Origin of the sequence: Bacillus cereus group sp. Bce019 (assembly GCF_051781745.1) — a bacterium.
Classification (GTDB): Bacteria; Bacillota; Bacilli; order Bacillales; family Bacillaceae_G; genus Bacillus_A; species Bacillus_A cereus.
On the sequence record NZ_JBPWJX010000006.1, the window covers coordinates 42,142 to 68,867 of the forward strand.

The following is a 26,726-nucleotide window of genomic DNA, read 5'->3' on the forward strand; positions in this document are numbered from 1 at the left end:
AAGTATGAAGTCTAAATCGGCATTTTTTGTATTAGCTGTTGGTGGAATTTTAATTATTGCTGGGATTTTACGAATTTTTAACTTTTCAATCCCAACTATTGTTATTGCTCTTATATCTGTAATGGCTGCTCTTCTAAGTCTTTCGGATTTGCTAGAAATAACCCAAAATAAAAAGTCTTCTATAGCATCACAATCTGTAGCTCTTATTTGTTTTGTAATTCTAATGCTCATGTGGCTGTTTCCAAATAAGGTAGACTATGAATTTAGCACTCCTATGGGTGATGGCTTTACGGTGATAGGGTTGGGTTTTGTAATTGGACTATACGGACTTAAGGAAATTTTAGAATATCTAAGAAAAGAAGAAGTTATAGAATCAGAAGAAGAAGTTATAGAATCAGATGAAATGATTAGAAATTGTAAGTTTGAAATAACATCAAATGAGTATATGGAAATGATGAAGCTTAATGACATAATTGAGAGATTAAAATCGGTAGATCAAGAAGCATTTCCTAATAATAAAGTACATAGTGGTTGGTCTTTATTTCATGATTCTTTAGCTGACTATTGGAACAGTTTGCAAGGTCCCTTCTTTGACGGGCTCAATCGGAATAAATATTATGAGTTCTTATGTGCATTAGGTAATGTAACTGAAAAAATTGGAAATGTAGCAGATTCTGATAATCCTAGGACGTTTAAATATATAGAGGTTGAAATGTGGAATGAGATAATGACAATTAATATTCAACCAAGAATGAACAATAGCGATTTACCAAGTACGGATGATTTAATAGAAGGTATAGACAAAGCGTTATCATTGTGGAATGAATTAAAGGCTTTAGTTAATGGACGTTATGAACAAGAACGATCAAGTCAAAAGAAAAAAATATGATAATGAATACCTGATACCACATTTACATAAAGTTATATTATTTATAAAAATGTTTACAGTTCTATTCCTTTCCGTTTTAAAGTTTTTATATGATTTTTAATCAAACTTTTTTATAAAACGGAAGGCTCATTCAAAAAGAAAAGAAGCCATTTTGATTAAACTTTTTTCAAAATGGCTTCTTTTTGATTCTCGCTAAATAAGGATTTGCAAAACATTTTGATGAAGCTTTATTTCAAACCTATAAATTATTCTTTGAAACCGGTCTACATAATTGATTTGCGGCATCGAATAAATCGGTTTGACAGTTTATATATGCATTAGGTTGAGTACCCATTATAATTCTCACGCTAGTACATTCATTACATTTAATTATATCATTCATCTAGTTTTTCAATAAGGATTCATAAATGTTTTATTTGGAAGAATTAGTAGTTTATATAAGAACATATCTGTCCATATTTGTAATAGGATATTTTACAAAGTGCGGTGTTGAAATTGCATTATGCATATTCAAAAAGAAGTCAATTATATGGAGTCAAACCTATAGGAGTAAGAAGTCCCCATATGGAATGCCTAACAAGTTACTTAATTAGGTTATCAGAAGTACATAAAGTTTATCCGTCCTCATTACTTTCTTATATCATTGCACCAGTACTTGATAAAGAATTCCTTATCAATAGTGTTAAAAGAGGTGGAAATAGATTTTACGATGGTGCCCGAACAATTAATACATTTGAACAAAATGCTATAGATATGGTAACTGTTTTAGAAAGTTTAACAGGAGTACAGCATTTGGATCAATTGACATTAATGGGATTGAAAGAAGTAATTCCATCACGGTATTTATTGAAAAACCAGCTTTCGTGGTGTCCAGCATGCTATGAAGAACAAATGAATAATGAAGAAATTCATTATAATCCATTATTGTGGAAACTCGAGGTAGTTAAGGTTTGTTTTAAACATAAACGTAGACTAGAGATACAATGTCCTTCTTGTAATAAAAATCTCCCTATTTTACATAGAAAAAGTCAAAATGGATACTGTGTATATTGCAATACATGGCTAGGTATGGAAAAAGGTAATAATCAAGATTCATACAATCTAGAGCTTAATTGCAAAATAACTTTAATGGCGGAACAATTTATAAATCATAAAGAAGAAATATCGGTTTCAGGAAATAGACAACAAATCATTAGAAATTTAAATTACCTTGTTGAAATTTATGAAGATGGGAATCTACAAAGGTTTGCGAAAAACTTAAACTTAGCAAAAACGACTCTTTGGGATTGGTGTAAAGGAAAAGTTTTACCACCCCTTCCTAGGATTTTTGAAATATGTAGCTTATTTGATATTTCACCGGTTTATTTCTACACCCAAGATATCAGTACAAATAAAAATAAAAATAAAACTCTAATTACCTTGAATACAGAGCTTGCTTCACGGAATCAAGGTACAAGAGAAATCAGATTTGATCACACTAGAGCATTGGCTATGCTCGAGAAGTATGCCAGCAATTCAGAACACATTATATCTATGACTGAATTAGCTAAGTTGATAGGCTACCCTAAAAGGACGCTTTACGAACATTTTCCAGACCTATGCAAGATTATTTCTGCAAAGAATAAAGAATTTATTAAAAGACGAACAAAACAGGCTTATGAAGATAATTGCTTAATAATTGATAACTGTGTTGAAGTTCTAGGAAAGAACGGTGTGTATCCGAGTAGAAGAAAGATAGAAGAAATTGCCCATAAGCCAGGGTTACTTAAAGATAAGAAGTTAAGAGAGTATTTAAATGTATTGATGCAAAATGAATTTTCTAATGATAGGAGGTAAGTCATGTTCAGTGAACAGGAGTTTCAAAGCTGGTGTATTTTGTTGAATTTTACCAAAGAAGCGGTTAGTACAATTCAAAAAATCCGGACATCACCGCCTTCTCGTAGTGTTAGGAGTTCGAAGAAAAACGTATCTGGGAAATACCCAAGTAAGAAAATGGGGATGTCTATTCAATACGAGAGTTATACAGTTGAACTAGTTGCTATGTACCTAATGGAATATGATGATGATGTACTCGAATATTATGATCAGCCTATTACCTTAAAGTTAGATTATTCTCGTGAAAATGGTAAGAGAATATCTTTTTATTATACTCCAGATTTTTTAGTATTAAGAAAAGATGGTGCACAGATTGAGGAATGGAAAACAGAAGAACAACTAATTAAGCTTTCAGAAAAAGATCCAGTAAGGTACTTAAAAGATGAAGATGGGAACTGGAGATGTCCACCTGCAGAAATTGCAGCCAATCAATTAGGTTTGGATTTTGTTGTTCGATCATCGGCTGAAATGGATATAAATGTGCACAGAAATCTTATATTTCTAGAGGCGTATCTCAAGAATGGAGATTATACAGTACCAGAAGACAAGAAAAAAGAAATCATTAATATTCTTTCTTCGAATTTAGGAATGAAATTATCCGAACTGCTGGCTTCTTTAAAAACAACAAATGCTGATGATGTATATACATTGATTGTGAAGAATGAAATATATGTGGACCTGATGAAATATATAATTGCCAATTCTAATGATGTACCGATTTTTTTGAGTGAACAGCGTAGTAAGGCTTTTGAAAGTATTAATTCAACAAAAACTGAAAATATTCATCCTGTAACAGCTGTAACAATAGATGTTAATGCGACAGTTATGTGGGACGGAATTCTTTGGAGGATTCTAAATGTAGGTTTTCAATCCATCTCGCTTTATTCGGATGAAAATGGGCTATTAGAACTACCTAAAATACATTTTATAGAGTTGCTGAATAACGGTAGGATAGATCTCAAAAATGAAAAAGAGGAGAGTAGAAAATATGCGCCCTTTATAGAAAATATATTAGAAATGGGACCAGAAGAGTTGGCAAGGGCTAATAGAAAAATAAATGTAGTTAAGCGAAAATTAAATAATGAAAAAATACCTAGTAGTGAAGTTTCTGAAAGAACTTTGAGACAGTGGGTAAAAGACTACAAAGAGGCTCAACAGATATATGGAAATGGATATATAGGTTTATTAGCTAAAAATCAAAGCAAGGGTAATCGAGAGAAAAAGCTTCCAACTGAAACAATATCTCTAATAGAAGAAGTAATTGAAAGGGAATATGAGAATCTTAAACAGAAGAATAAAACAATCGTATACGGACAACTAGTCATTCTATGTGAAAGTAAAAATATTTCTGTTCCAAGCTATAAAACATTTTGTAAGGCTATTAAAAATAGAAATCGATATGAACAAGTCAAGAAAAGACAAGGAGAACGGTCTGCTTATAAGCATGAGCCGTTTTATTGGAACTTAGAAAGAAGCGTTCCAAAACATGGGGATAGACCTTTTGAGATTACACATATAGATCATACACAGTTAGATATTCAGGTTGTATGTTCTAGGACGGGTAAAGTATTAGGAAGACCATGGCTAACATTATTAGTGGATGCTTACTCTAGAATGGTTCTTTCCCATTATATTACCTTCGAGTCACCTAGTTACAGATCAGTGATGGTAGCATTGAGAGAATGTGTGCGTAAATATCATCGACTTCCGCAATCTATTGTAGTGGACGGAGGAAAAGAATTTCACAGCATTTATTTCGAGACATTTACAGCTATGTACGAAATTAACAAAAAAGTAAGACCACCAGCAAAAGCTAGATTTGGAAGTGTAATTGAAAGATTGTTTGGCACCTCGAATGCTAATTTCCTTCATAATCTAAGGGGAAATACTCAAATTATGAAGAATGTTCGACAAGTTACCAAGGCTGTAAATCCTGTAAATCACGCGATATGGACTTTGGAAAATTTGGAAGATGTGTTTGGTAAATGGCTAGTGGAGGTATACAGCGATAATGTACATCCATCATTGGAAGGGCTTACGCCTAATGAAGCACTTAATGAAGGCATATATAGAACAGGAGAGCGGAAACTTGATTTCATCTCGTATGATGAAAACTTCATCGTTACTACTTTGCCGTCTACAAGGAATGGGGTGGCTAAAGTGAATTTACGTACAGGTATTAAAGTGAATTATATAAATTATTGGAGCCCTGCTTTGAATAATTCTATACTTGAGGCGAAAAGTGTACCTGTGAGATATGATCCATTTAATATCGGAATTGCTTACGCGTATGTAAATAAAAAATGGATAACGTGTACCTCTGAATATTATCATGAATTAAAAGGGAAAACGGAACGAGAGTTAAAATTAGCTATGGAGGAAATTAAGAAAAGAAAACAAAATCATGTCAAAGGATATAGCATCACAGCTAAGAAAATTGCTGAATTTGTTAATAATATTGAGGAAAAAGAGAAATTAATGGCAGAGAATATGAAGAGGCAATTGTCTTCTAAAGGGGATCAGAACGAATTTGAAGAACAATATCCTTCTTCTATTTCATCAAAAGCTAAAGATTTATTGGAAAATATGGAATTTCAAGAGTTTGATATCTATAAGAAGGGAGGCTGAGATTAAGATGAATAAATATAAAGAGAATGAGAATAGACCTTCACTTGTTGAACAAGATAAAAAGTTAAAGCAATTTGAAAGTCTTGTGGTAGAACATACTATAATTAAACAAGTCAAAGAACAACTCATATCTTGTATCCTTAATCCGGCAGGAACCTTTATCTTTTTAGTTCTTGGACCAAGTGGGGTAGGAAAAACAACTTTAGCCCACGTGTTAGAAGAATATTTCATTGAACAAATGAAGGAAGAATTAGTAAGGGATCGAGGGAGAGTCCCTATAGTAAGAACTGAAGTTGTAGGATTTGATTCTGGAAAATTTACTTGGAAAGATTATTATTATCGAACTTTAGAGGCATTACAGGAACCACTTATAAATCATAAGGTTATTATAGAAAACCAAAAGGATAAGGTGCAAAATTCTACAATTAACTATCATAGTAAATCTACCTGGTATGCGTTAAGAAGCTCCCTTGAGAACGCATTTAAGTTTCGAAGACCTGTAGCTTGTATATTGGATGAAGCGCAACATTTGCTAAAAGTATCGGGCTCTAAAAGTTTACAAAATCAACTAGATACTATTAAGTCTTTAGCAAATCAAACAAAAGTACCTCACATATTAGTTGGTACATATGAATTGAAAGAATTTTTTAATTTAAGTGCTCAGCTTAGTCGTAGGACAATTAGTATACACTTCCCAAGATATAAAGCCAGTAATGTAGATGAATACCGTACATTTTTATCAGTGATTCGTATGTTGCAAAAAAACATGCCTCTAGAAGAAGAACCTAATTTATTACAGCATGCAGAGTTTATTTATGAGCGTACATTGGGGTGTGTAGGTATATTAAAAGATTGGTTAACTCGTTGTCTCGGAGATGCTCTTCATAATCAAAAAAGCACCATTACAAAAGAAATGCTACATAAATATGCTATGCCAATTCAGGCTTTAGAAATGTTGTATGGGGAAATTGAACAAGGTGAAGCTCTATTTGATGAAAATGAACAACATAGGATGAATTTCTTATATAAAATAGGATTAAAAGAGAGAGAGGAAAAGCAAGCGAAAAAAACAGTTGCGACTAGAGGGCGTAAGGTAGGAATACGTAATCCAAAAAGAGATCCTGTAGGTAAACAAGATTATATGGAAGGCTGAAAATATGGATATATCTAAAAAGCCAACAGTTAGTTATTTCTATCCTATAAAACCTATAAATATTGGTACTCCAATGGTTGAATGCTTAAATAGTTATCTTAAAAGACTTGCTGATGCGCATAATGTTAAATTAAGAACCCTTGTTTCTCATATTATTTTTTTGCATCCAGAGAAGCGTAACTTACTTTCTAAAGAACCTCAACAGGGAAGTTTTATCAATCAGACTTCTTATTATAGTATGGCAAAAAGTACATCGATAATTGCTGAATCCTTAGAACTGTTAACGTTACAAAAAGGTTTTAAGTACATGACGATGCTAACTTGGAAGGGAGTTGTATATTCTCAGAATTTATATAATTTTCATAAGAAGTGGTGTCCCCACTGTCTTGATGAATGGAAGAAGGTTGATGAAGAAATATATGAACCATTTATTTGGTATTTTGATTGTGCCACTGTATGTTTGAAGCATAAAAGAAAATTAGAAGCTTTGTGTCCTAATCCAAAATGTAGGAGAGAACAAGTAGCTATTAGACAGTCTCGGGGTCATTGTTATGCATGTGGTAATTGGTTAGGACAAAGAGAATATGATTTTTCGGAAAAGCAATATGAGATAACTCAAAGAGATGAATGGATTAATAAAAGTATAGGAGAATTGTTACAAGTAGCTCCATACATTGTTCCTCCGACAATAGAAGAGATCTCTTTAATGCTTGAACAGTATGTAACAGTTCTTTTTCAAAGTGACCATCGCCAGTTTTGTAAAGCGGCAGGAATACATCCTATGACTCTAAAAGCAATTATGCTTAGAAAGCAAAGGATATCACTACAAGCACTTTTATCATTAAGCCTGTATACTAAAATTCCATTGTTAAAGTTACTGAACTTGTCGTATAAAAGTTCTAATGAATAAAATAGTAAGATTAAATACCTCATACTGATAATAGGTATTTTTATTTGTCTTGTTGTAAAATTCACGGCAAGCTTATGGGTTAATAATTAGTCCACGGCAAAGTTATGCTTCCTTTTTCCTCGAATAATCAACTAAATCTCCTCAATAACATGTGATTTCCGGCAAAGTTATGATTCCTTTAGCGGCAACTTTATGGGTAAAGTCACATTGTATGATATGAACCATAACTTTGCCAGGTTGGCGAGGTTATGGTTCTTTTTGTTTGTGGTTTTATAGAATGCTGAAGTTGATGGGACGATATCCCTGAAATAGAAAATGAAGAAATGGTTATTGACGATAAGCAGGTAGATAATATAGCTGCTAGTAAACGCCCAATTGTTGAGTTTTTATTATTTTTTCACTTTATTCGAATCTTCATATGTTTTGTGTTTTTATCCATACCTATTGTAAGATTATATAGAGTTCTCCTAATAAACTGTTTTAATGGATTATTTAGGGGTTTTAAATTTATAAATCTTAAATTATTTTTTCGGGATAATTTTTTTATCTAAATAATTTATATTGAAGTAGAGGTGAACCATCGGTGAAGCAGGTGTTGGTGATTAAAAATGAACGGTCTTCAGCAAAGAAAATCGTAAGCGGTTTAACGCAAGAAGGTTACTTCATTTTAAAACTTCACAATGAAAACGAAGGTTTAAATATAATATATGAACAAGATTGGGATATTATCATATTGGATTGGGATTCATTAAGTATATCTGGACCAGAAATTTGCAGACAAATACGACTTGTTAAAACGACACCGATCATTATTGTGACTGACAATATTTCTAGTAAGGATTGCGTAGCAGGGTTACAAGCAGGAGCAGATGATTATATAAGAAAACCATTTGCGAAAGAAGAATTAGTAGCAAGAGTTCAAGCAATTTTAAGGAGAAGTGATTGTAACCAGCAAAAGGAGATAAACTTTTTTCAGTTTAAAGATCTCTTTGTTGATGCATCTAGCAATATTGTGAAAAAAGGTGGCAAAAACCTCTCGCTTACTAAGCGGGAGTACGATTTACTTGTATTTTTAATCAAGAATAAAAACACAATATTGAGCCGTGAAATGCTTTTGAATCAAGTATGGGGATATAATATAGTAGTAAATCCAAATGTAGTAGACTTATATATTGGGTATGTAAGAAAAAAGTTAAAGTGCGAGAAGAAAGAGAGATATATTCAAACGATACACGGCAGAGGCTATTCAATGATTGAATGATAAAATAAGGTAATAGAAAAAGAGTAAAACTATTTCATTCAGTTTTACTCGTTTTTTTGTTAAATGTGATAATCAAATAGTTTCTGAGAAATATTAATAGATGAAAACTGTAAAAAGAATATTTCTATCAGGCAATGGATTATGAAAACATTAGCTATTAATGAGCATCTTTTGGGTAGTGTGGAGGGGACGAGTTGAGACCAGCTCTACTGAAAGTGTCTACTCGAAAAAAATCGACACGCTCTGAAGAATAAAGGTTAATCAATACACCCGACTTCACATATTACTTTCTATGCCTGATTTTATGAATTCACACCATTCACAAGATTTTCACAGAATTAATGACTATACTAATTAACAGGATGTTCAAATGAAAATGATTATCAATAGCGATTCAATTGAATAAAAGTTACCTTCTAATTCAATCTATGGATGTCATCATTTTCGAAATAAATCACACTATAAGGAGTATACATATGAAAAAATCTATGCTTTTAAAATTAGTGAGTATTCTAGCAGTTTTCACGTTAATGTTAGTAGCTTGCTCAGATTCAAGTAAAGAAACTTCGAAGGCTAATAATAAAGATAATGGTAGTGATAAGCCAAAAACGGTTGAAATCACTGATGCTCATGGAACTGTTAAAGTCCCTGTAAACCCAAAGAATGTAGTTGCTTTGGATAACAGAACGTTTGAAACTTTATCTGATTGGGGAATTAAATTAGCGGCTGCTCCAAAGGATATCATGCCTGCTGATTCAGCATATAAAAAGGATGAAAAAGTTCAAAATATTGGGAATCACCGTGAACCAAATCTAGAAATTATTGCAGCGGCAAATCCTGAACTTGTAATTGTTGGTCAAAGATTTGCTGACCATTACGAAGAAATCAAAAAATTAGTACCAAATGCAGCAGTTATTGATCTTAATTTTGATGTTTCTGAGAAAGCTACTAAGCCTGGCGAAAACTTAGTAAAAGGACTTAAAGATTCTACGATTACTTTAGGAAAAATCTTTAATAAAGATAAAGAAGCTAAACAATTAGTAGCTGATTTTGATAAATCTATTGAAAAAGCAAAATCTGCTTATAACGGAAAAGATAAAGTTATGAGTGTTATCGTTACTGGTGGTAATATTGGTTTTGCTGCTCCACATTCTGGTCGTGTTTGGGGACCAATGTATGAAATTTTCGGTTGGATTCCAGCGTTAGAAGTTTCAAATTCTACTGCAGGTCATAAAGGTGATGACGTTTCTGTTGAAGCTATTGCACAAACAAATCCTGATTGGATTTTCGTATTAGATCGTGATGCTGCAACATCTGATGCAGCTAAGTCAACACCTGCTAAGGATGTTATTTCTAAATCACCTGCTCTTCAAAACACAACTGCTGTTTCTAAAAAACAAGTTATTTATGCACCAGAAGATACTTACACGAATGAATCAATTCAAACTTATATAGAGTTATTTGGAAATATGGCAAAAACTTTAGCTAAGTAGTGTAAAGGAGTACGAAACAGTGTCAAAAAATATGATTTCTAGGGTTGAGAATATTTCTCAACCCCAGTTTTATAATCAAAATAAAATATGGACAAAACCTTTTATAATAGCAGTTATAGTTGTTATAATTTTAGGGATTATATCACTGTTTACTGGAGTTTATGATATACGTGGACAAGAGGACGGGACAGAGATGTTTTTCATAACTCGTGTTCCGAGAACAGCTGCATTAATGCTTACTGGAGCTGCGATGGCGATGGCAGGGCTCGTCATGCAACTCATTACACAGAATCGCTTTGTTGAACCTACTACAACGGGGACTATTGAATGGTCAGGCTTAGGCCTGCTTTTTGTGTATTTATTATTTCCTGCCCCGACTTTAGTTCAAAGAATGACTGGTGCAATCATTTTTTCTTTTATAGGAACTATGATTTTCTTTCTATTTTTAAGAAGAGTTAAGCTTCGTTCGTCTTTAATTGTTCCGATTATTGGATTGATGCTTGGAGCAGTAATTTCTGCAGTGTCTACTTTTTTAGGACTCCTTTTTCAAAAGACGCAAAGTATTGAAACTTGGTTTGTAGGTTCATTTGCTAACATTCAGGTGGGAAGATATGAATATTTATGGCTGATTGTTATCATTACTTTTCTTATTTTTATGTATGCTAATAGATTGACTTTAGCTGGACTAGGAGAAGATGTCGCAACAAGTCTTGGAGTTAATTACAATAGAATTGTTCTTTTTGGGACTGCTCTTATCTCTGTTGCAGTTGGAATTGTTGCAGCTGTTATTGGACACTTACCTTTCTTAGGATTAATTGTGCCAAATATCGTTTCAATGTTTAGAGGTGATGATCTTAGGAGTAATTTACCTTGGGTTTGTGTGATCGGAATGGGATCAATAACTGCCTGTGACATCATTTCTCGAACAATTATACAGCCTTTTGAATTACCTGTTTCTTTAATACTTGCAACAGTGGGAGCAGTCGTGTTTATTACTATTTTATTGAGACAAAGAAAACCAAGGAGGCTACGATGATCACATTAGAATATAGAAAAAAAGAAAATGTCGAAATCGATTCTAGCCTTCATAATGAAAGTAGATCAGCTAGTGCTTTTCGGTCTAAGAAGGAAGCAAGACGTTATTGGATTTTACTGATAACATTGATTGCTTTAGGTCTTCTTTCTTCATATGGACTTTTAGTTTATAACAATCCAGTTCCGATAGATTCACCTTCTTTTATCCCAGTTGTTAAGAGAAGGATAGTAGCTATTGTTGCAATGATTATTGCTGCGGTTTGCCATAGCTTGTCGACAGTTGCCTTCCAATCTATTACGAATAATAAAATTATTACTCCTTCGCTTTTAGGTTTCGAATCACTTTATTCAGCAATTCAAACGAGTACAGTATTCTTCTTTGGTGCTAGTGCGTTAATAAATTTTAATGGAATTGGATCATTTTTATTCCAAGTTGTTGTTATGGTCTTCATGAGTTTGATACTTTATGGATGGTTACTTTCCGGTAAATACGGGAATTTACAACTTATGCTTTTAGTTGGAATTATTATTGGTACCGGGCTAAATTCTGTGTCAACTTTCATGAGAAAACTACTTGCGCCTTCAGAATTTGATATTTTACAAGCAAGACTATTTGGTTCTGTTAATCATGCAGATCCTGCATATTTTCCTATTGTAATTCCTATGATCATAATTGTAGCGGTATTAATTTTTGCTCATTCTAAGAATTTGAATGTTTTATCACTAGGAAAAGATGTTGCTACTTCTTTTGGAGTTAAATACCAACCTAGTGTAATTTATACGCTTGTATTAGTAGCTATTTTAATGTCCATTTCAACAGCTCTAATTGGGCCACTTACTTTCTACGGCTTTTTAGTGGCAACTTTGAGTTATCAGGCAGCGTCAACTTATGATCATAGATATATTTTTCCGATGGCTTTTGCTATAGGATTTTTAATAATGACGAGCGCATACTTTTTAATGTATCATGTATTCCATGCTCAAGGTGTAGTTTCAGTTATTATTGAATTATTCGGTGGAATCATATTCTTAACTATAGTTTTAAGGAAGAGGGCTTTATGATAAAAATTGATAATGTTAAAAAGTTCTATACTGATAAGGTAAAAATAGGACCTTTGGATATTGAAATACCAAAAGCAGGCTTTACTTCTTTAATTGGACCAAATGGCGCTGGAAAGTCAACGACACTTTTGATGATTGGCAGACTTTTAGATATGGATGAAGGTCAAATTCAGGTAGCAAATATGGATGTTTCTGAATCTAAATCAAAAGACTTAGCAAAAGTTTTGACTATATTGCGACAAGAAAATCATTTTGTAACTAGGCTTACTGTGAGACAACTAGTTGGATTTGGGCGCTTTCCTTATTCAAAGGGAAGATTGACTAAAGAAGATGAGGCTATCATCTCTAAATATATCGATTTCTTAGATTTAACTAGTTTAGAGAATAGATATTTAGATGAGCTTTCTGGTGGTCAAAGACAAAGGGCATATGTAGCGATGGTATTGTGCCAAGAGACGGAATATGTACTTTTGGACGAACCTTTGAACAACCTTGATGTTGCTCGTTCTGTTCAAATGATGGAGCATTTAAGACGTGCAGCTAATGAATTTGGAAGAACAATTTTGACGGTTATGCATGACATAAATTTTGCAGCTAAATACTCGGATAAAATTTGTGCTATGAAAGATGGACAAATTGCTGCTTTCGGAACAGTAGAAGAGGTTATGGACTCAACACTTTTGACAGATATTTTTGAAACAAAAATAGAGATTATTAATGGTCCTTATGGGCCGATCGCGGTGTATTAGTTATAAAATGTCTTGCGTAGATTATGCAAGACACTCTAGTTGAAGTTGCTGTCTGTATTTTATAGGCAGCAGCTTTTTTTATGTGATTACTCATAAAATGCAAAAGAATGCTTCACCTTTTCAAGTATGTACCAAGTGGAAAAAATATCTCTGTATAATTTTTCAAAAGAATTCAGCTTGTTTTTTTATATGTAATATTGCATATCAGAGTGTATTGATAAAAGTGTAAGGGGTTACTATAATGAGGGCATAAAGATAAATCATATTTTCGTAGCAATAAAAAGGAGGAAATAATATGGAAATCGCAATGGCAGTTTTAAAATTTGTAGGTGGCGTAATCCCGTTAATTCAAGAACTTTTAAAAGCATTTATGTAAATTTATTAGTTAGCAATCATTATTATATTTTACTAAAAAAAGAACGGGGTGATTTTTCTGAATATTAAGAAAAACACTAAAAGAAGAAAGTTCCTTGCATGTTTATTAGTTAGTCTATGCACTATTAATTATTCATCTATTTCCTTCGCAGAAACACAAGCAAGTAATGCAACTGATGTAACCAAAAATGCTAGTGGCATTGATACTGGTATAGCAAATCTTAAATATAATAATCAAGAGGTTTTAGCTGTAAATGGTGATAAGGTAGAGAGTTTTGTTCCGAAAGAAAGTATCAATTCAAATGGTAAATTTGTAGTAGTGGAACGCGAGAAAAAATCACTTACAACGTCACCAGTCGATATTTCAATTATTGATTCTGTAGTGAATCGCACGTATCCAGGAGCTGTACAACTTGCTAATAAAGCTTTTGCAGACAATCAACCGAGTTTATTAGTGGCTAAGAGAAAGCCTTTGAATATTAGTATAGACTTACCGGGCATGAGAAAAGAAAATACAATCACTGTCCAAAATCCGACATATGGTAATGTAGCTGGAGCAGTAGACGATTTAGTATCTACTTGGAATGAAAAGTATTCTACAACACATACGTTACCTGCAAGAATGCAGTATACGGAATCTATGGTTTATAGTAAATCACAAATTGCAAGTGCTCTTAATGTTAACGCTAAATATCTTGATAACAGTCTAAATATTGATTTTAATGCGGTTGCAAATGGAGAGAAAAAAGTGATGGTTGCCGCATATAAGCAAATATTTTATACGGTAAGTGCTGAACTACCTAACAATCCATCCGACCTTTTTGATAATAGTGTTACTTTTGATGAGTTAACTCGAAAAGGCGTAAGTAATTCGGCTCCACCTGTTATGGTTTCAAATGTAGCTTATGGTAGAACGATTTATGTAAAATTAGAAACAACATCTAAGAGCAAAGATGTACAAGCTGCTTTTAAAGCCTTACTTAAGAATAACAGCGTTGAAACAAGTGGACAGTATAAAGACATTTTTGAAGAAAGTACCTTTACTGCTGTAGTATTAGGCGGAGATGCGAAAGAGCATAACAAGGTTGTTACTAAAGATTTCAATGAAATCCGAAATATCATTAAAGATAATGCTGAATTAAGTCTTAAAAATCCAGCATACCCAATTTCATATACAAGTACTTTCTTAAAAGATAATGCAACTGCTGCTGTTCATAACAATACAGATTATATTGAGACGACAACTACAGAATATTCAAGTGCTAAAATGACACTTGATCATTACGGTGCTTACGTTGCTCAATTTGATGTATCTTGGGATGAATTCACATTTGACCAAAAGGGTAACGAAGTACTAACACATAAAACATGGGATGGTAGCGGAAAAGACAAAACGGCTCATTACTCTACAGTTATCCCTCTTCCACCGAACTCAAAAAATATAAAAATTGTAGCAAGAGAATGTACAGGTCTTGCATGGGAATGGTGGAGAACAATTATTAATGAACAAAACGTTCCATTAACAAATGAAATAAAAGTTTCAATTGGAGGAACAACATTATACCCAACAGCTAGTATTAGTCATTAAGTATAAAAAAAGCGCCCTATAAGTAGGGCGCTTTTTTACTTAGTCATAAATTTTATTTTGTATCGGTATGTTTTTAGGTTTTGTAAATCATTAACTATAAGGTGGGAATATTGTGAAGACGAAAAGCTACATGTTTTTCGTCTTTTCGTTCTCTTGCTTAATAAGAAAGATCCTGCAACTCAGTACAGGATCTTTAATCAAACGTATTTAAAAACTAAATTGTGGTTTCATATCACCTTTATAAGGTTCATGTTCAACGAATATAGTTATATCCTTACCAGCTTGATCTTTACCAGTTCTTTTATACGTAAATTTATTCTTATTTAGTTCAGTAAGTTCAAGAGCAGCACCGTATTTGTTATTTCCAATTGAAACATGGGCTCTTATTTTATTTTCGTGTACAACATCGAAGTAGCCATAATCACCGCGGCTTTGACCTGTTTCGCTATTGAAAAACTCATATTTATTAGATTTGTCATCAAATTTTGCTAAACTTATAAAATTCGAATTAAACTGTGTTACATCGTTACCAGCTTCGTCTAATACCTTTGTTCCGTGCCAAAGGGTACCGCCTAAAATTTTATCTCCATCAACGTTTTTAACAATATCTCCTGTAGTCGTGTTCAGCTGCTTGTCCGGATCAGTGAAAGAAAGTTCTTTTTCTTTATATGGGACATGTTCAACGAAAACTTCTACATCTTTACCGTTAGCGTCTTTACCCATTCGTTTATAAGTAAATACATTTTTATTTAGTTTTGTCATGTCAACGACAGCTTGATACTTCATTGATTCTGAAATTAATATTCTCTTCTTCCCATCATTTGTGACAAAGAAAGTGCCTTTATCGCCACGACTTGCACCTGTTTTAGCATCAAAAAATTCATATCTGCCTGACTTCGCATCATATTTTGCAAGACCAATGAAGTTCGCATTCTCTTTTGTTAAGTCATTCTTATCTTTGTCATACACTCGTGTACCTTGCCAATTTGTCTCGCTAAGAATATTAGCCATTTTTTGCCCTTTAGTTAATTTATTTTCCTTTTTTGTTTCTTTAGCAACTTGTTCTTGTTTTTGTTTCCCATGATTTTCTTCAGCTTTAGTACCAGCACACCCTGTTAATGCTAATGTGAATCCGAGCAGTACGGATGATAGTGCTTTTGCTTTTTTGTTCATGTTTTATCGTCTCCTTATTTTATGATTTCAAGTAGTACGGTTAGCGATTATAGTAGCAGTGCGTCATATATGAACTTAGTTGCTACGTTTCTTATGTTAATACCCGACTATAAACTGCCTCTAAATAAAACATTAAAAAAAGATAAACTAATTCCTAAAATTTGTTCATATTTATAAAAAGGTCTTTTACATGGGGTGAATGTAAATTTATCATTTTGAAAATGGCGTAATCACATTGGGGTATACAAATTATGCTTACATTGCGATTTTTGCTGTGATGTTATACTGTATATAAGATTTTATGTGTGTATGTTTTGTCGGTTTTTGTCGGTAAGTCGATATATTTCGAAAATCGCTGATATATTTGGAGTTGCGCTGATATATTTCGAAAATCGCCGATATATTTGGAGTTGCGCTGATATATTTGAAAAATCGCTGATATATTTTGAAGGGGGATAAAAATGATTGTGAAAGAGCGGAAAATTCCCGTATATTTGCTGCAATTAGAAGCTTTACTTAGAAGATTGCCTGCTCATCATCCAAAAAGGAATGTGGTGGTTGAAAGTCTAGCGAAATTTATGGCCGGCTATAAAGGAGAGCAGGCGATTGAGTATCCACTTAGTTTTTTACCCGAAACAGAATACAGTATTTTACATGATATTAGGTTATTTGATCAAAAACATTATTTCCAAATTGATACCCTCATAGTTTCATCCTATTTTCTTCTTTTTCTTGAAATAAAAAATATTATTGGTACATTAATTTTTGATGCAAAGTTCAATCAGCTTATTCGAATAGTAGATGGTAATACAGAAGAAGGATTCCCAGATCCGCTTTTACAACTAAAACGGCAAGAGATGCAACTGAGAAAATGGCTGAATCTACATGGTTTACATAATATTCCGATTGAATCCCTCGTTGTAATTAGTTCCCCTCGTACAATTATTAAAACTTCAGATGAAATACTGTCTAGTAAAATTATCCACAGTGCAAATTTACCTAATAGAATAAAACAGATTAAAAATCAATATAAAGAAAAAGTGATTGATAATATAAATGGACTTATAGGCCAGATTATGAATGAGCACATTCCGCAACGTCAAAATGTTCTTGCACAATATAAAATTAAAAAAGAGGAATTGCTAAAGGGTGTACAGTGTGAGGAATGTTTTACAATGGCAATGTTAAAAGAAAAGCGGGGATGGCGTTGTTCAAACTGCAATAGTATGTCTAAACATGCTCATTTACGTGCTGTACAAGATTACACACTTCTGTTTAGTATGATAACTACTAATAGCGAATTGAGGGAATTTCTTAATATGGAATCTAGTTCTGCGGTTAAAAGACTCCTCCAAACAATGAACATCACCTACACTGGCAACAACAAAGGACGAATATATGATTTAACTTCTTTCCAATCGTAATTTTGCTATAATAAATAAGTACTTATACGAAGGGGAGTCTAAAGAGAATATGAAGTCATTTAATATCGATCATGTTATAGCTAGTGTTTTGCAATGGATATTAAATATAGCTTTAATTATATTATCCATTGTGTTATCGATTTTCTTAGTGAATGAGACAATTACGTTTGTGCAGTATATTTTTTCGGCAAAAGAGTATACGTCTTATAAATTGGTTGAAAGTATCATCGTCTATTTCTTATACTTCGAGTTCATTGCATTAATTATTAAGTATTTTAAATCGAACTATCATTTCCCGTTACGTTATTTTATTTATATCGGAATTACGGCTTTAATTCGATTAATTATTGTGTCTCATGAGGAACCGATGGAGACGTTATTATACGCAGGAGCAATTCTTGTTTTAGTTATTGCTTTATACATATCGAATATGAGAGATTTGAGAAAAGAGTAGTAGTGCAGACATAAGTTTGCACTACTTTTTTACATCTTGACCTTCAAGTTGCTTGAAAGTTTACAATGAAATTAGGGCGTTTGAAATCGAAAAAAATTGAGAAATTAAGTGAAGAGGTTTCTTTTACTTGGAGGTTATAGGAATGAATCAGGAATTGAAGTTACGTCCATTAGAACGAGAAGATTTAAAGTTTGTACACGAACTGAATAATAATGCGCATATTATGTCGTATTGGTTTGAAGAGCCATATGAGGCATTTGTGGAGCTGCAAGACTTATACGATAAACATATACATGATCAAAGCGAACGCCGATTTATCGTTGAGAAAGAAAATGAAATGGTTGGATTAGTTGAGTTAGTAGAAATCGATTATATTCACCGTAGAACAGAATTCCAAATTATTATTGATCCAAATTATCAAGGATATGGTTATGCAGCGGAAGCGACACGTTTAGCGATGGATTACGCTTTTTCCGTACTAAATATGCATAAGATATATTTAGTTGTGGATAAGGAAAATGAAAAAGCAGTACATGTTTATAAAAAGGTTGGATTTATGGTAGAAGGTGAGCTTATCGATGAGTTTTTCGTTGATGGTAACTATCATAATGCGATAAGAATGTGTATGTTCCAAAAGGCATACTTTGGTACAAAATAACCGATTGGAAGAGCTATAGATAATATTTTATCTATAGCTCTTTTGTCATACAAACAACAATGTTGTTATTGTTAAACGAAAAATTATTATTGAATTATGATATAGTCAGGCTTATTATGATGGTAATAAGATCAGTGAGAATTAAAGGAGAGTATATGATGAAAAATAAATACGTAGTAGCTATTTCTTTCATGATTTTAGCGATTATTTCTTTAACTATACATGCTTCAAACAGTAAAGTAGGAGCGGATGGATTCCTTGAAGAACCTTTCTTTTTCCTAGTATCGATAAGTTATGTATTGTTCCTTAGTGGTATTGGTGTATTATTATTTGGATTTATTACTTCAAAGCTGAAAAAGGGCAATAGATAGGGACTACCAATAGGGACAAAACACTCACTATGAAATAGAAACATACCATATGGAAGAAAAAGAATAAGTGAGATGAATCATGATGAACCATCATTTTTATAATGGAAGACAAGTAGGAGCAGCTATTACACTGGCTGGGGCACAGGGAACTATTCATGCTGTGAATCAAGCTATTCAAATGCAACAACAAGCATATTTTGCACAAATGATGCAAAATCAGTATATGCCATATTCACAGCTTCCGATGCAAATTGTACATTACGATGTACATCCAGCTGGTTTATTTTCTATTCCATATGGCGGGACATATTTCTTATGAAAGAAAGCGACTCAATAGAGTCGCTTTTTTTCATATTCCGCCTAGCTTCATTCCAAGGAATGCGAAGAGGATACCAATTATGTACGTAGCGCTTAAGTATAAAAGGAAGATGTACAGTTTTTTTAGATTGAGAAGCTGAACAGATTCTAATTTAAACGTCGAAAATGTAGTGAATGCACCCATAAATCCAGTGCCTAATAGTAGTTGCCAGCCTGTAGTGACTCCATTGCCAATTATATATCCAAGTAAAAACGCCCCTGTTATATTAATAAGGAATGTAGCAATTGGAAATTGTGTTTTATTTCTTTTCTTAAACCAATTGCTAATTGCAAATCGTGTAATCGCACCGAAAAATCCTCCTGTTCCGACTAATAAGGCTTCTATCATGAGTAATCACCTTCCGTAAGAGATTTCTTAATTAAGAAATCTCCAAGTGTATAGCCAAGGCCAGACATAATGAGGCCACCAAGTATGCTACATGATACATATAAGAAGGCTATGCTCCACTCAGAATGATTGATCAATTGCACAGTTTCTACACTAAATGTTGAAAAAGTCGTAAAGGAACCGATGAATCCAGTTCCGATGCCTGTGATAACCTCTGAAGGTAAGATGTTTAGCCGGGCGATATAAGTAGTTAGCCACGCTAAGAAGAAGCAACCGATTAAGTTAATGAGTAATGTTGCTAATGGAAATGAATGATGCCAAAATGTGGTGATATTAAGACCTAAATAATAACGAGAAAGAGCTCCTAATATACCAGCAATGCCAACGATAATATAAATCAATTTTCTCACCTCTTTAAATAGCTTGCTCAAAAAAATAGACTCCTACCAGTATGTATACTGGTAGGAGTCATTAGCTAAGCAGCGTTTATGGCGAACTCCATCGCCTAGGATTATTACATATAGTGTACTAAATATACCGTTTAATTTCTAGTGAGGAGGTAGGTGTAACTTTTATTTTTTTGATGTCTGAAGGTTTTTCAGGTAATTAAAATGGGATTGATTACTTATCAACTAAATATAGTGATATAAGGTTTTAATTATGATAAAATGTTTCTTATGTGTGTCGTTTTGTTTTATTTGACTGAAAATAAAGAAAAATAAATTTGCGTGAAAAGGAGTCATTTATTTGAAGAAATTTTTAAAAATCATATTTATATGTGTTTTAGTAGTAGCGGGCATTGTAGGAGGATTTCTAGCGTATATGACACTTACTAAAGAACAGCCTGCTGATGTTATAAGCTTGAAGGTAGAGAATAATAAGGAGCGCGTATTAGCGACTGGACATGAATTTAAAGTTACAACATTTAATATTGGATATGCTGGACTAGATAAGGATCAAGATTTCTTTATGGATGGTGGAAAGGGATCTGGTTCAAGTAGTAAAGAGCAAACGGAAACTAATTTAAAGAATATGCTTTCGTTTTTACAAAATGAGAATAGTGATTTTGCACTATTACAAGAAGTTGATATAAAGTCACTTCGTTCATTTGATGTAAATGGACATGAATTTTTGAAAAAAGGATTACCTGACTATGTTTCGTCATTTGGCAAGAACTACGATACGAAATGGGTTCCAGTGCCAATAACAAATCCAATGGGATATGCGGAGGCTGGATTAAGTACGTTTTCTAAATACACTGTTCAAGAAGCGAAGAGGTTCCAGCTTCCTGGAATGGAGCCTTGGCCAAAGCGTTTGTTTGATTTAGATCGAGCAATTGTGGAATATAAAATTCCTGTTAATAATGGAAAACATGTTAGACTCGTAAATTTACATTTGTCTGCTTATGATGAAGGCGGGAAAATTAGAAAACAGCAAGTAGAGTATTTAAAAGAATATATGAACAAGCATTATGAAAATGGTGATTACGTAATAATGGGCGGAGATTGGAATCAATTGGTTTCGAACGCCCAATTAAGTGATCCGAAGTTCGTGAAAGAGCGTCCTGAGTGGTTAGTAGAGTTACCAAAGGACTTTTACGGATGGTGGCTTTAAGTGGGCTGTAGATCCGTCTGTTATGACTGTGAGAGATGATGTAAAGAAATATGTAGAAGGTGAAAATTTCGTCACTATTATTGATGGCTTTATCGTTTCACCGAATGTAGAGATTGTAAATGTACAAGGAAAAGATTTAAAGTTTGAAAATAGCGATCATAACCCAGTAAGTGCGGTATTTAAACTGAAGTAATTGATATGTATAAGTAGAAGGTGGGGCTTCATATGGAGTGGTTAAAGAGGACTTGTTTTTCTAACCTTGAGAAAGAATCACAGAAAAATCATTTATTACTGTTTATAACGATTTGTAGTTTCTTCCTTGGGATAATCGCAATTGGGTATTATGGATATATTTTTACAGAGAGAGCCATAGCATTTTGGATTTGTGGTATTTCTGTCGTTGCATTTGGAACGCTTTTTACTTTTATAAAAAGTATGGAATCAGCTTATAAATATATCATGACATTTATGTTGCTTACAATGTCTTACGTTATGGTACAAGCTTTTAATGAAAGCCCGGCTGTATTTCAAATGGTCTATTTTACATTAGCTGTTTCACTTATTTACTTAAGTGAGCGCCTCATTTTAATTCTTGGCGGGGTAGCTGTTGTGATCACATTTATCCTTTGTAGCTATTGGCCGGAGCAATTTTTTGCTTATACAGCCTCGTCTGAAGCTGCTAATTTCGCAAGTTTGTTAGCGATTGTAACAATCGCTATGTGGGGCGTCACGAAAATCGGTTCTAATTTGCTCCTTCGTTTAAGTGATGAGAAGCAAGAAGTAATGAGAAAAGCTCAGGAGTTAGAAGAGACGCAAAGACTTATTGAAGAAACAGTTGTGAAACTAGATAGTAATTTCAATCATTTAAGACAAAATATGAACACGTCGATGGAATCGATGAGTGAAATTAATTTTGCCTTTGAAGAGGTGGCAGTTGGTACGCAATCACAATCAGAGATGATGTATCGTTCGGTAGAAGTATTGAATGATATGGAGGGAAATATTGAACAAATCATCTCTCAAGTAAGAACTGCATCGGCTCGTGTGGATGAAAGCTTAGAAATTTCAAAAGGTAGTGTACATACTCTAAGAAATTTTGAAACTAACATGAGAAGTTTAAATGATGTTGTTTCACAGTCTGGAATTATATTTAGAGATTTAATGATGCAATCGAAACAAATTAATGAAATTGTAGATGTAATAACGAATATTTCAAGTCAGACGAGTTTGCTAGCTTTAAATGCAAATATTGAAGCTGCGAGGGCAGGCGAGCATGGAAAAGGTTTTGCTATTGTAGCGAGTGAAGTGTTAAAGCTTGCTGAAGAATCAAATCGTTCTGCGGGAAGAATTCAAGGGATTTTGAAGGAGTTTAGTAATCAAGCAAGTAAGGTAGAAGTGCAAGTAGAGAAGTCAGAAAGAGTACAAGAAGAATGTAACGAGATGTTAGCAAGCGTTTTAACAAATGTAACTGATTTAGGGAAGTTTATTGATGCGATTAATGAAGTAATGCGAGAGGTTGTTGTTCATCAAGAAAGTTTCCAAGTTAAAACGACGAATATCGTAAAGGATGTTACGCATGCTTCTAACGTAATTCAGCAAACTTCTACAGCTACAGAAGAAGTGCTAGCGAGTGTGGAAGAAGAAAAACATCGAAATGATACGTCAGTGAAGACGTTACAAACTGTTAGCGAGCAAGTGAAGTTGTTAGAAGATATTTTAGAAAAGTAATATTGCTTGGAAAGAGCACGAATGATGTGCTCTTTTTTCATTGAAACGAATACTTGATAGGAATTTAATTGCTTTTCTGCGCGTTTTCTGCCAAGCTTAAGGAGATAAAATTCAGCTAATAGCGGAATTAAAATACTTCAAAGAAAGAATTAAATAGGTGACGCATATGATCGAAGTTAAGACTTCTGAACTTAGTGATGGAGAATTTAATAGAGGTGTATTTGCAACTCGTGATATTAAAAAGGGTGAGTTGATACACGCAGCACCAGTTATCTCTTATCCGAATGAACAGCATGAACATATTGAGAAAACATTACTTGCTGACTACGCATTTGAGTATGGAATCAATCATACAGCAATCCTTTTAGGATACGGTATGTTATTCAATCATTCATATACACCGAATGCAACGTATGATATTGTCTTCGAGAACCATACGTTTAACTTCTATGCTTATAAGGATATAAAAGCAGGAGAAGAAATTTTAATCAATTATAATGGTGAAGTTGATAACGATGAGCTGTTATGGTTTGATAAAGAAAAAGAAGAGAACGAAAAGTAATATTATAGAAAGAGCACATTCTGTCGGATGTGCTCTTTTTTATTGATGTAAATAAAGTAAAAAGTACAAAAAAATACCACTTTCTTTTTGTATGGTATAGTAAGATACTGAGGGATAGTGTTTTGAAAAAGTCACATATTTTACAAATTGTTGTCTTTCTGATGACATGTCAAGTTTAGTAGTCCATTTGGGTTGCTTTATTATGCAATATATATTTTAATATGAGTGGCACCTCTTATAAATTAAGAGGTTTATAGGTGTCTCGAATTGATTTTGGGTACACTGTATCCACCACTTTAGGTTCTTTCATGTACGTGGGGATATTATGGGCCCGTATAACGGGATAAAATGAATATAGAAATAGAGGAATCGTAAAATGAATATGCAAGAGGTTTATAAATATTTAAGTACGGTATTGCCTGAAGGACATGTTAAACAAGATGAAATGTTAAAGAATCATACGCATATTAAAGTTGGCGGAAAAGCAGATGTTTTTGTTGCGCCTACAAATTATGATGAAATTCAAGAAGTTATTAAATATGCGAACGAATATAATATTCCAGTTACGTTTTTAGGAAATGGATCGAATGTCATTATTAAAGATGGTGGAATTCGCGGGATTACAGTAAGTTTAATTCATATTACAGGTGTTACTGTAACAGGAACGACGATTGTAGCACAGTGCGGTGCAGCAATTATTGACGTATCACGTATTGCGTTAGACCATAACTTAACGGGTCTTGAGTTTGCTTGTGGTATCCCAGGTTCAGTTGGCGGAGCATTATATATGAATGCTGGTGCATACGGCGGTGAAATTTCGTTTGTATTAACAGAAGCTGTCGTAATGACAGGTGATGGAGAGCTACGTACTTTGACGAAAGAAGCATTTGAATTTGGATATCGTAAGAGTGTATTTGCGAACAACCATTACATTATTCTTGAAGCGAGATTTGAACTTGAAGAAGGTGTACATGAAGAAATTAAAGCCAAAATGGATGATTTAACGTTTAAACGTGAGTCAAAACAGCCTCTAGAATATCCTTCATGTGGTAGCGTATTTAAGCGCCCACCAAATAACTTTGCTGGTAAGTTAATTCAAGACTCAGGACTACAAGGTAAGCGAATTGGTGGAGTAGAAGTTTCTTTAAAACACGCTGGGTTTATGGTGAATGTTGATAACGGAACAGCACAAGATTACATCGATTTAATTCACTTCGTACAAAAGACAGTTGAAGAGAAATTTGGCGTGAAGTTGGAGCGAGAAGTAAGGATTATTGGAGAAGATAAGGAATAAAGAAATGCGTATGAAGATATGAATTATTTTAAAATAATATTTGGGTATTGTTGACAATTTGTTTTCAATTCAATATAATGGCTAATAATTTAACAAATAACATACGTTGAAAGAGCCCAGTAGCAGTTTGTCACTGTTAACGAGAGAGCTAGGGGTTGCTGGAACCTAGCACAAACAAACTTGTGAATTACACTCTGGAGTATCTTAGGTAATGCTAAGCGGACTGGCAATCGATATTATTGCTAAGAGTGGTATGAGTAGCTATGCTATTTATACAAACTGGGTGGTAACACGGTGAATAATCGTCCCTATGTCATAGACATAGGGATTTTTTGTTTTTAAAAAATAAAGGGGATGACAAAAGATGAATATCATTGATGAGTTAGAATGGCGCGGCGCCGTTAATCAACAGACTGACGAAGAAGGCTTACGTAAGCTAGTAGAAGAGAAAAAGATTTCACTATACTGCGGAGTTGATCCGACTGGTGATAGTATGCATATCGGACATTTGATTCCGTTTATGATGATGAAGAGATTCCAATTAGCTGGTCATCATCCTGTTATTTTAATTGGCGGGGCAACAGGAACAATTGGTGATCCGAGTGGACGTCAATCAGAGCGTCAACTTCAAACGTTAGAAGTGGTTCAGCATAATGTAGATGCGTTAACAGCACAAATGAAAAAGCTATTTGATTTTGGTGGAAATAGCGAAGTGAAGATGGTAAATAACTATGATTGGACACATGAAATAAATATTATTGAGTTTTTACGTGATTACGGGAAAAACTTTAGCATCAATAGCATGTTAGCGAAAGATATTGTAGCAAGCCGTTTGGATACAGGTATTTCTTTCACGGAATTCACGTACCAAATTTTGCAAGCGATGGACTTCCATCATTTATACACGAAAGAGGATGTTCAACTTCAAATTGGTGGTAGTGACCAATGGGGAAATATTACGAGTGGTTTAGATTTAATTCGTAAGTTAGAAGGTCATGAGGCGAAAGTATTCGGATTAACGATTCCGTTATTATTAAAATCGGACGGTACGAAGTTTGGTAAATCAGCGGGTGGTGCGGTTTGGCTTGATCCTGAAAAAACGACACCGTTTGAATTTTACCAGTTCTGGGTAAATACAGATGACCGTGACGTAATTAAATACTTGAAATACTTTACGTTCTTAACGAAAGAGCGTATTGATGAATTAGCAACGAAGGTAGAAGCGGAACCTCATAAACGTGAAGCGCAAAAAGTATTAGCGGAAGAAATGACGAAATTTGTTCATGGAAAAGAGGCGTTCCTGCAAGCTGAGAAGATTACAGCAGCGTTATTTAGCGGAGATATTAAATCGTTAACAGCTGATGAAATTGAACAAGGCTTTAAAGAAATGCCAACATTCCAGTCTTCAAAAGAGACGAAAAACATCGTAGAGTGGCTAGTCGATTTAGGAATTGAACCATCTAGACGACAAGCACGTGAAGACATTAATAATGGTGCGATTTCTATGAATGGTGAGAAGGTAACAGATGTGGGTACAGATGTTACTGTAGAAAATTCATTTGATGGAAGATTTATTATTATTCGTAAAGGGAAGAAGAACTACAGCCTTGTGAAGTTAGGCGAATAGTTTGTATGAAAGGATGGGAGTGGGAAGGATACTTCCATCTTTTCGTATACACAATTTGGACATAAAATAATCAGTAAATTTAGATAATTAAAAGGGT

The 26,726-nt window shown here is 33.7% G+C and carries 23 protein-coding genes, 1 pseudogene, 1 riboswitch and 1 other annotated feature; of the genes and pseudogenes, 21 read left to right on the forward strand and 3 right to left on the reverse strand.

The window, feature by feature from the left end; all coding sequences use genetic code 11:
* The first annotated feature begins 4 nt into the window (after window positions 1-4).
* The 11 genes from ACS2QP_RS11370 (at window position 5) to alo (ending at window position 15,018) form a co-directional block, all read left to right on the forward strand.
* Window positions 5-889 carry an APC family permease gene (locus tag ACS2QP_RS11370; RefSeq protein WP_438882435.1) on the forward strand — a complete coding sequence of 295 codons (885 nt, stop codon included), beginning with the start codon at window positions 5-7 and terminating at the stop codon, window positions 887-889.
* Window positions 890-1,375: 486 nt separating this feature from the next.
* On the forward strand, window positions 1,376-2,725 hold the full coding sequence (locus ACS2QP_RS11375) for a TniQ family protein (RefSeq protein ID WP_438882436.1): 1,350 nt from the start codon (window positions 1,376-1,378) through the stop codon (window positions 2,723-2,725).
* Between the two features lie 3 nt (window positions 2,726-2,728).
* The gene (locus ACS2QP_RS11380) at window positions 2,729-5,392 is read left to right on the forward strand and encodes a TnsA endonuclease N-terminal domain-containing protein (protein ID WP_438882437.1); all 2,664 of its coding nucleotides are present in this window, start codon (window positions 2,729-2,731) and stop codon (window positions 5,390-5,392) included.
* Window positions 5,393-5,399: 7 nt separating this feature from the next.
* On the forward strand, window positions 5,400-6,545 hold the full coding sequence (locus tag ACS2QP_RS11385) for an AAA family ATPase (RefSeq protein WP_438882438.1): 1,146 nt from the start codon (window positions 5,400-5,402) through the stop codon (window positions 6,543-6,545).
* Window positions 6,546-6,549: 4 nt separating this feature from the next.
* A complete protein-coding gene (locus ACS2QP_RS11390; RefSeq protein WP_098434237.1) occupies window positions 6,550-7,455 on the forward strand; it encodes a TniQ family protein in 906 nt (301 codons plus the stop codon).
* A 583-nt stretch (window positions 7,456-8,038) separates the two neighbouring features.
* Entirely contained in the window at window positions 8,039-8,716 is a 678-nt protein-coding gene (locus ACS2QP_RS11395) for a response regulator transcription factor (RefSeq protein WP_000815816.1), read from the forward strand.
* Window positions 8,717-9,192: 476 nt separating this feature from the next.
* On the forward strand, window positions 9,193-10,209 hold the full coding sequence (locus ACS2QP_RS11400; protein WP_332284804.1) for a siderophore ABC transporter substrate-binding protein: 1,017 nt from the start codon (window positions 9,193-9,195) through the stop codon (window positions 10,207-10,209).
* A 19-nt stretch (window positions 10,210-10,228) separates the two neighbouring features.
* On the forward strand, window positions 10,229-11,245 hold the full coding sequence (locus ACS2QP_RS11405) for an ABC transporter permease (protein ID WP_000042077.1): 1,017 nt from the start codon (window positions 10,229-10,231) through the stop codon (window positions 11,243-11,245).
* Window positions 11,242-12,306, forward strand: a complete 1,065-nt coding sequence (locus ACS2QP_RS11410; protein WP_000631245.1) for an iron chelate uptake ABC transporter family permease subunit — start codon at window positions 11,242-11,244, stop codon at window positions 12,304-12,306. The genes ACS2QP_RS11405 and ACS2QP_RS11410 overlap by 4 nt, the downstream gene beginning before the upstream one ends.
* Entirely contained in the window at window positions 12,303-13,055 is a 753-nt protein-coding gene (locus tag ACS2QP_RS11415; protein ID WP_063548995.1) for an iron ABC transporter ATP-binding protein, read from the forward strand. Before ACS2QP_RS11410 ends, ACS2QP_RS11415 begins: the two co-directional genes overlap by 4 nt.
* A gap of 424 nt (window positions 13,056-13,479) precedes the next feature.
* A complete protein-coding gene (alo, locus tag ACS2QP_RS11420; RefSeq protein WP_000576728.1) occupies window positions 13,480-15,018 on the forward strand; it encodes an anthrolysin O/cereolysin O family cholesterol-dependent cytolysin Alo in 1,539 nt (512 codons plus the stop codon).
* 207 nt (window positions 15,019-15,225) lie between these two features.
* On the opposite strand, the gene ACS2QP_RS11425 is transcribed toward alo, so the two are convergent.
* Window positions 15,226-16,191: a DUF4822 domain-containing protein gene (locus tag ACS2QP_RS11425; protein ID WP_001034143.1), complete on the reverse strand. Its 966-nt coding sequence runs from the start codon at window positions 16,189-16,191 to the stop codon at window positions 15,226-15,228.
* A gap of 461 nt (window positions 16,192-16,652) precedes the next feature.
* On the opposite strand from ACS2QP_RS11425, the gene ACS2QP_RS11430 reads away from it, so the two are divergent.
* The 5 genes from ACS2QP_RS11430 to ACS2QP_RS11450 all read left to right on the forward strand — a co-directional run bounded on the left by ACS2QP_RS11430 (window position 16,653) and on the right by ACS2QP_RS11450 (window position 19,417).
* Window positions 16,653-17,615, forward strand: a complete 963-nt coding sequence (locus tag ACS2QP_RS11430; protein WP_153581062.1) for a nuclease-related domain-containing protein — start codon at window positions 16,653-16,655, stop codon at window positions 17,613-17,615.
* 49 nt (window positions 17,616-17,664) lie between these two features.
* Complete coding sequence (gene psiE / locus ACS2QP_RS11435; protein WP_000834708.1) at window positions 17,665-18,069, forward strand: phosphate-starvation-inducible protein PsiE; 405 nt, start codon at window positions 17,665-17,667, stop codon at window positions 18,067-18,069.
* Window positions 18,070-18,211: 142 nt separating this feature from the next.
* Window positions 18,212-18,727: a spermidine N1-acetyltransferase gene (speG, locus tag ACS2QP_RS11440; RefSeq protein ID WP_153581061.1), complete on the forward strand. Its 516-nt coding sequence runs from the start codon at window positions 18,212-18,214 to the stop codon at window positions 18,725-18,727.
* Between the two features lie 119 nt (window positions 18,728-18,846).
* The gene (locus ACS2QP_RS11445) at window positions 18,847-19,098 is read left to right on the forward strand and encodes a DUF3955 domain-containing protein (RefSeq protein ID WP_153581141.1); all 252 of its coding nucleotides are present in this window, start codon (window positions 18,847-18,849) and stop codon (window positions 19,096-19,098) included.
* A gap of 79 nt (window positions 19,099-19,177) precedes the next feature.
* Window positions 19,178-19,417: a DUF3947 family protein gene (locus ACS2QP_RS11450; protein ID WP_153581060.1), complete on the forward strand. Its 240-nt coding sequence runs from the start codon at window positions 19,178-19,180 to the stop codon at window positions 19,415-19,417.
* A 30-nt stretch (window positions 19,418-19,447) separates the two neighbouring features.
* Here ACS2QP_RS11450 and crcB (ACS2QP_RS11455) read toward each other — a convergent pair whose 3' ends face one another.
* Both crcB (ACS2QP_RS11455) and crcB (ACS2QP_RS11460) read right to left on the reverse strand, forming a co-directional pair.
* Window positions 19,448-19,804, reverse strand: a complete 357-nt coding sequence (crcB, locus tag ACS2QP_RS11455) for a fluoride efflux transporter CrcB (protein WP_153581059.1) — start codon at window positions 19,802-19,804, stop codon at window positions 19,448-19,450.
* A complete protein-coding gene (gene crcB, locus ACS2QP_RS11460; protein WP_000639315.1) occupies window positions 19,801-20,205 on the reverse strand; it encodes a fluoride efflux transporter CrcB in 405 nt (134 codons plus the stop codon). Before crcB (ACS2QP_RS11460) ends, crcB (ACS2QP_RS11455) begins: the two co-directional genes overlap by 4 nt.
* Window positions 20,206-20,259: 54 nt before the next feature.
* A riboswitch (Fluoride riboswitch) is annotated at window positions 20,260-20,319 on the reverse strand.
* Window positions 20,320-20,551: 232 nt separating this feature from the next.
* On the opposite strand from crcB (ACS2QP_RS11460), the pseudogene ACS2QP_RS11465 reads away from it, so the two are divergent.
* The 5 genes and pseudogenes from ACS2QP_RS11465 to tyrS all read left to right on the forward strand — a co-directional run bounded on the left by ACS2QP_RS11465 (window position 20,552) and on the right by tyrS (window position 26,629).
* Window positions 20,552-21,611, forward strand: a pseudogene (locus ACS2QP_RS11465) (endonuclease/exonuclease/phosphatase family protein).
* Between the two features lie 32 nt (window positions 21,612-21,643).
* Entirely contained in the window at window positions 21,644-23,146 is a 1,503-nt protein-coding gene (locus tag ACS2QP_RS11470) for a DUF4077 domain-containing protein (RefSeq protein WP_332284801.1), read from the forward strand.
* A gap of 166 nt (window positions 23,147-23,312) precedes the next feature.
* The gene (locus tag ACS2QP_RS11475) at window positions 23,313-23,708 is read left to right on the forward strand and encodes an SET domain-containing protein (protein WP_000573649.1); all 396 of its coding nucleotides are present in this window, start codon (window positions 23,313-23,315) and stop codon (window positions 23,706-23,708) included.
* Between the two features lie 376 nt (window positions 23,709-24,084).
* Window positions 24,085-25,002, forward strand: coding sequence for a UDP-N-acetylmuramate dehydrogenase (murB, locus tag ACS2QP_RS11480; protein WP_001057102.1), 918 nt, complete (start codon window positions 24,085-24,087; stop codon window positions 25,000-25,002).
* Window positions 25,003-25,099: 97 nt separating this feature from the next.
* Window positions 25,100-25,315, forward strand: a binding site (T-box leader).
* 51 nt (window positions 25,316-25,366) lie between these two features.
* Window positions 25,367-26,629 carry a tyrosine--tRNA ligase gene (gene tyrS, locus ACS2QP_RS11485; protein ID WP_153581057.1) on the forward strand — a complete coding sequence of 421 codons (1,263 nt, stop codon included), beginning with the start codon at window positions 25,367-25,369 and terminating at the stop codon, window positions 26,627-26,629.
* The last annotated feature ends 97 nt before the right edge of the window (window positions 26,630-26,726 follow it).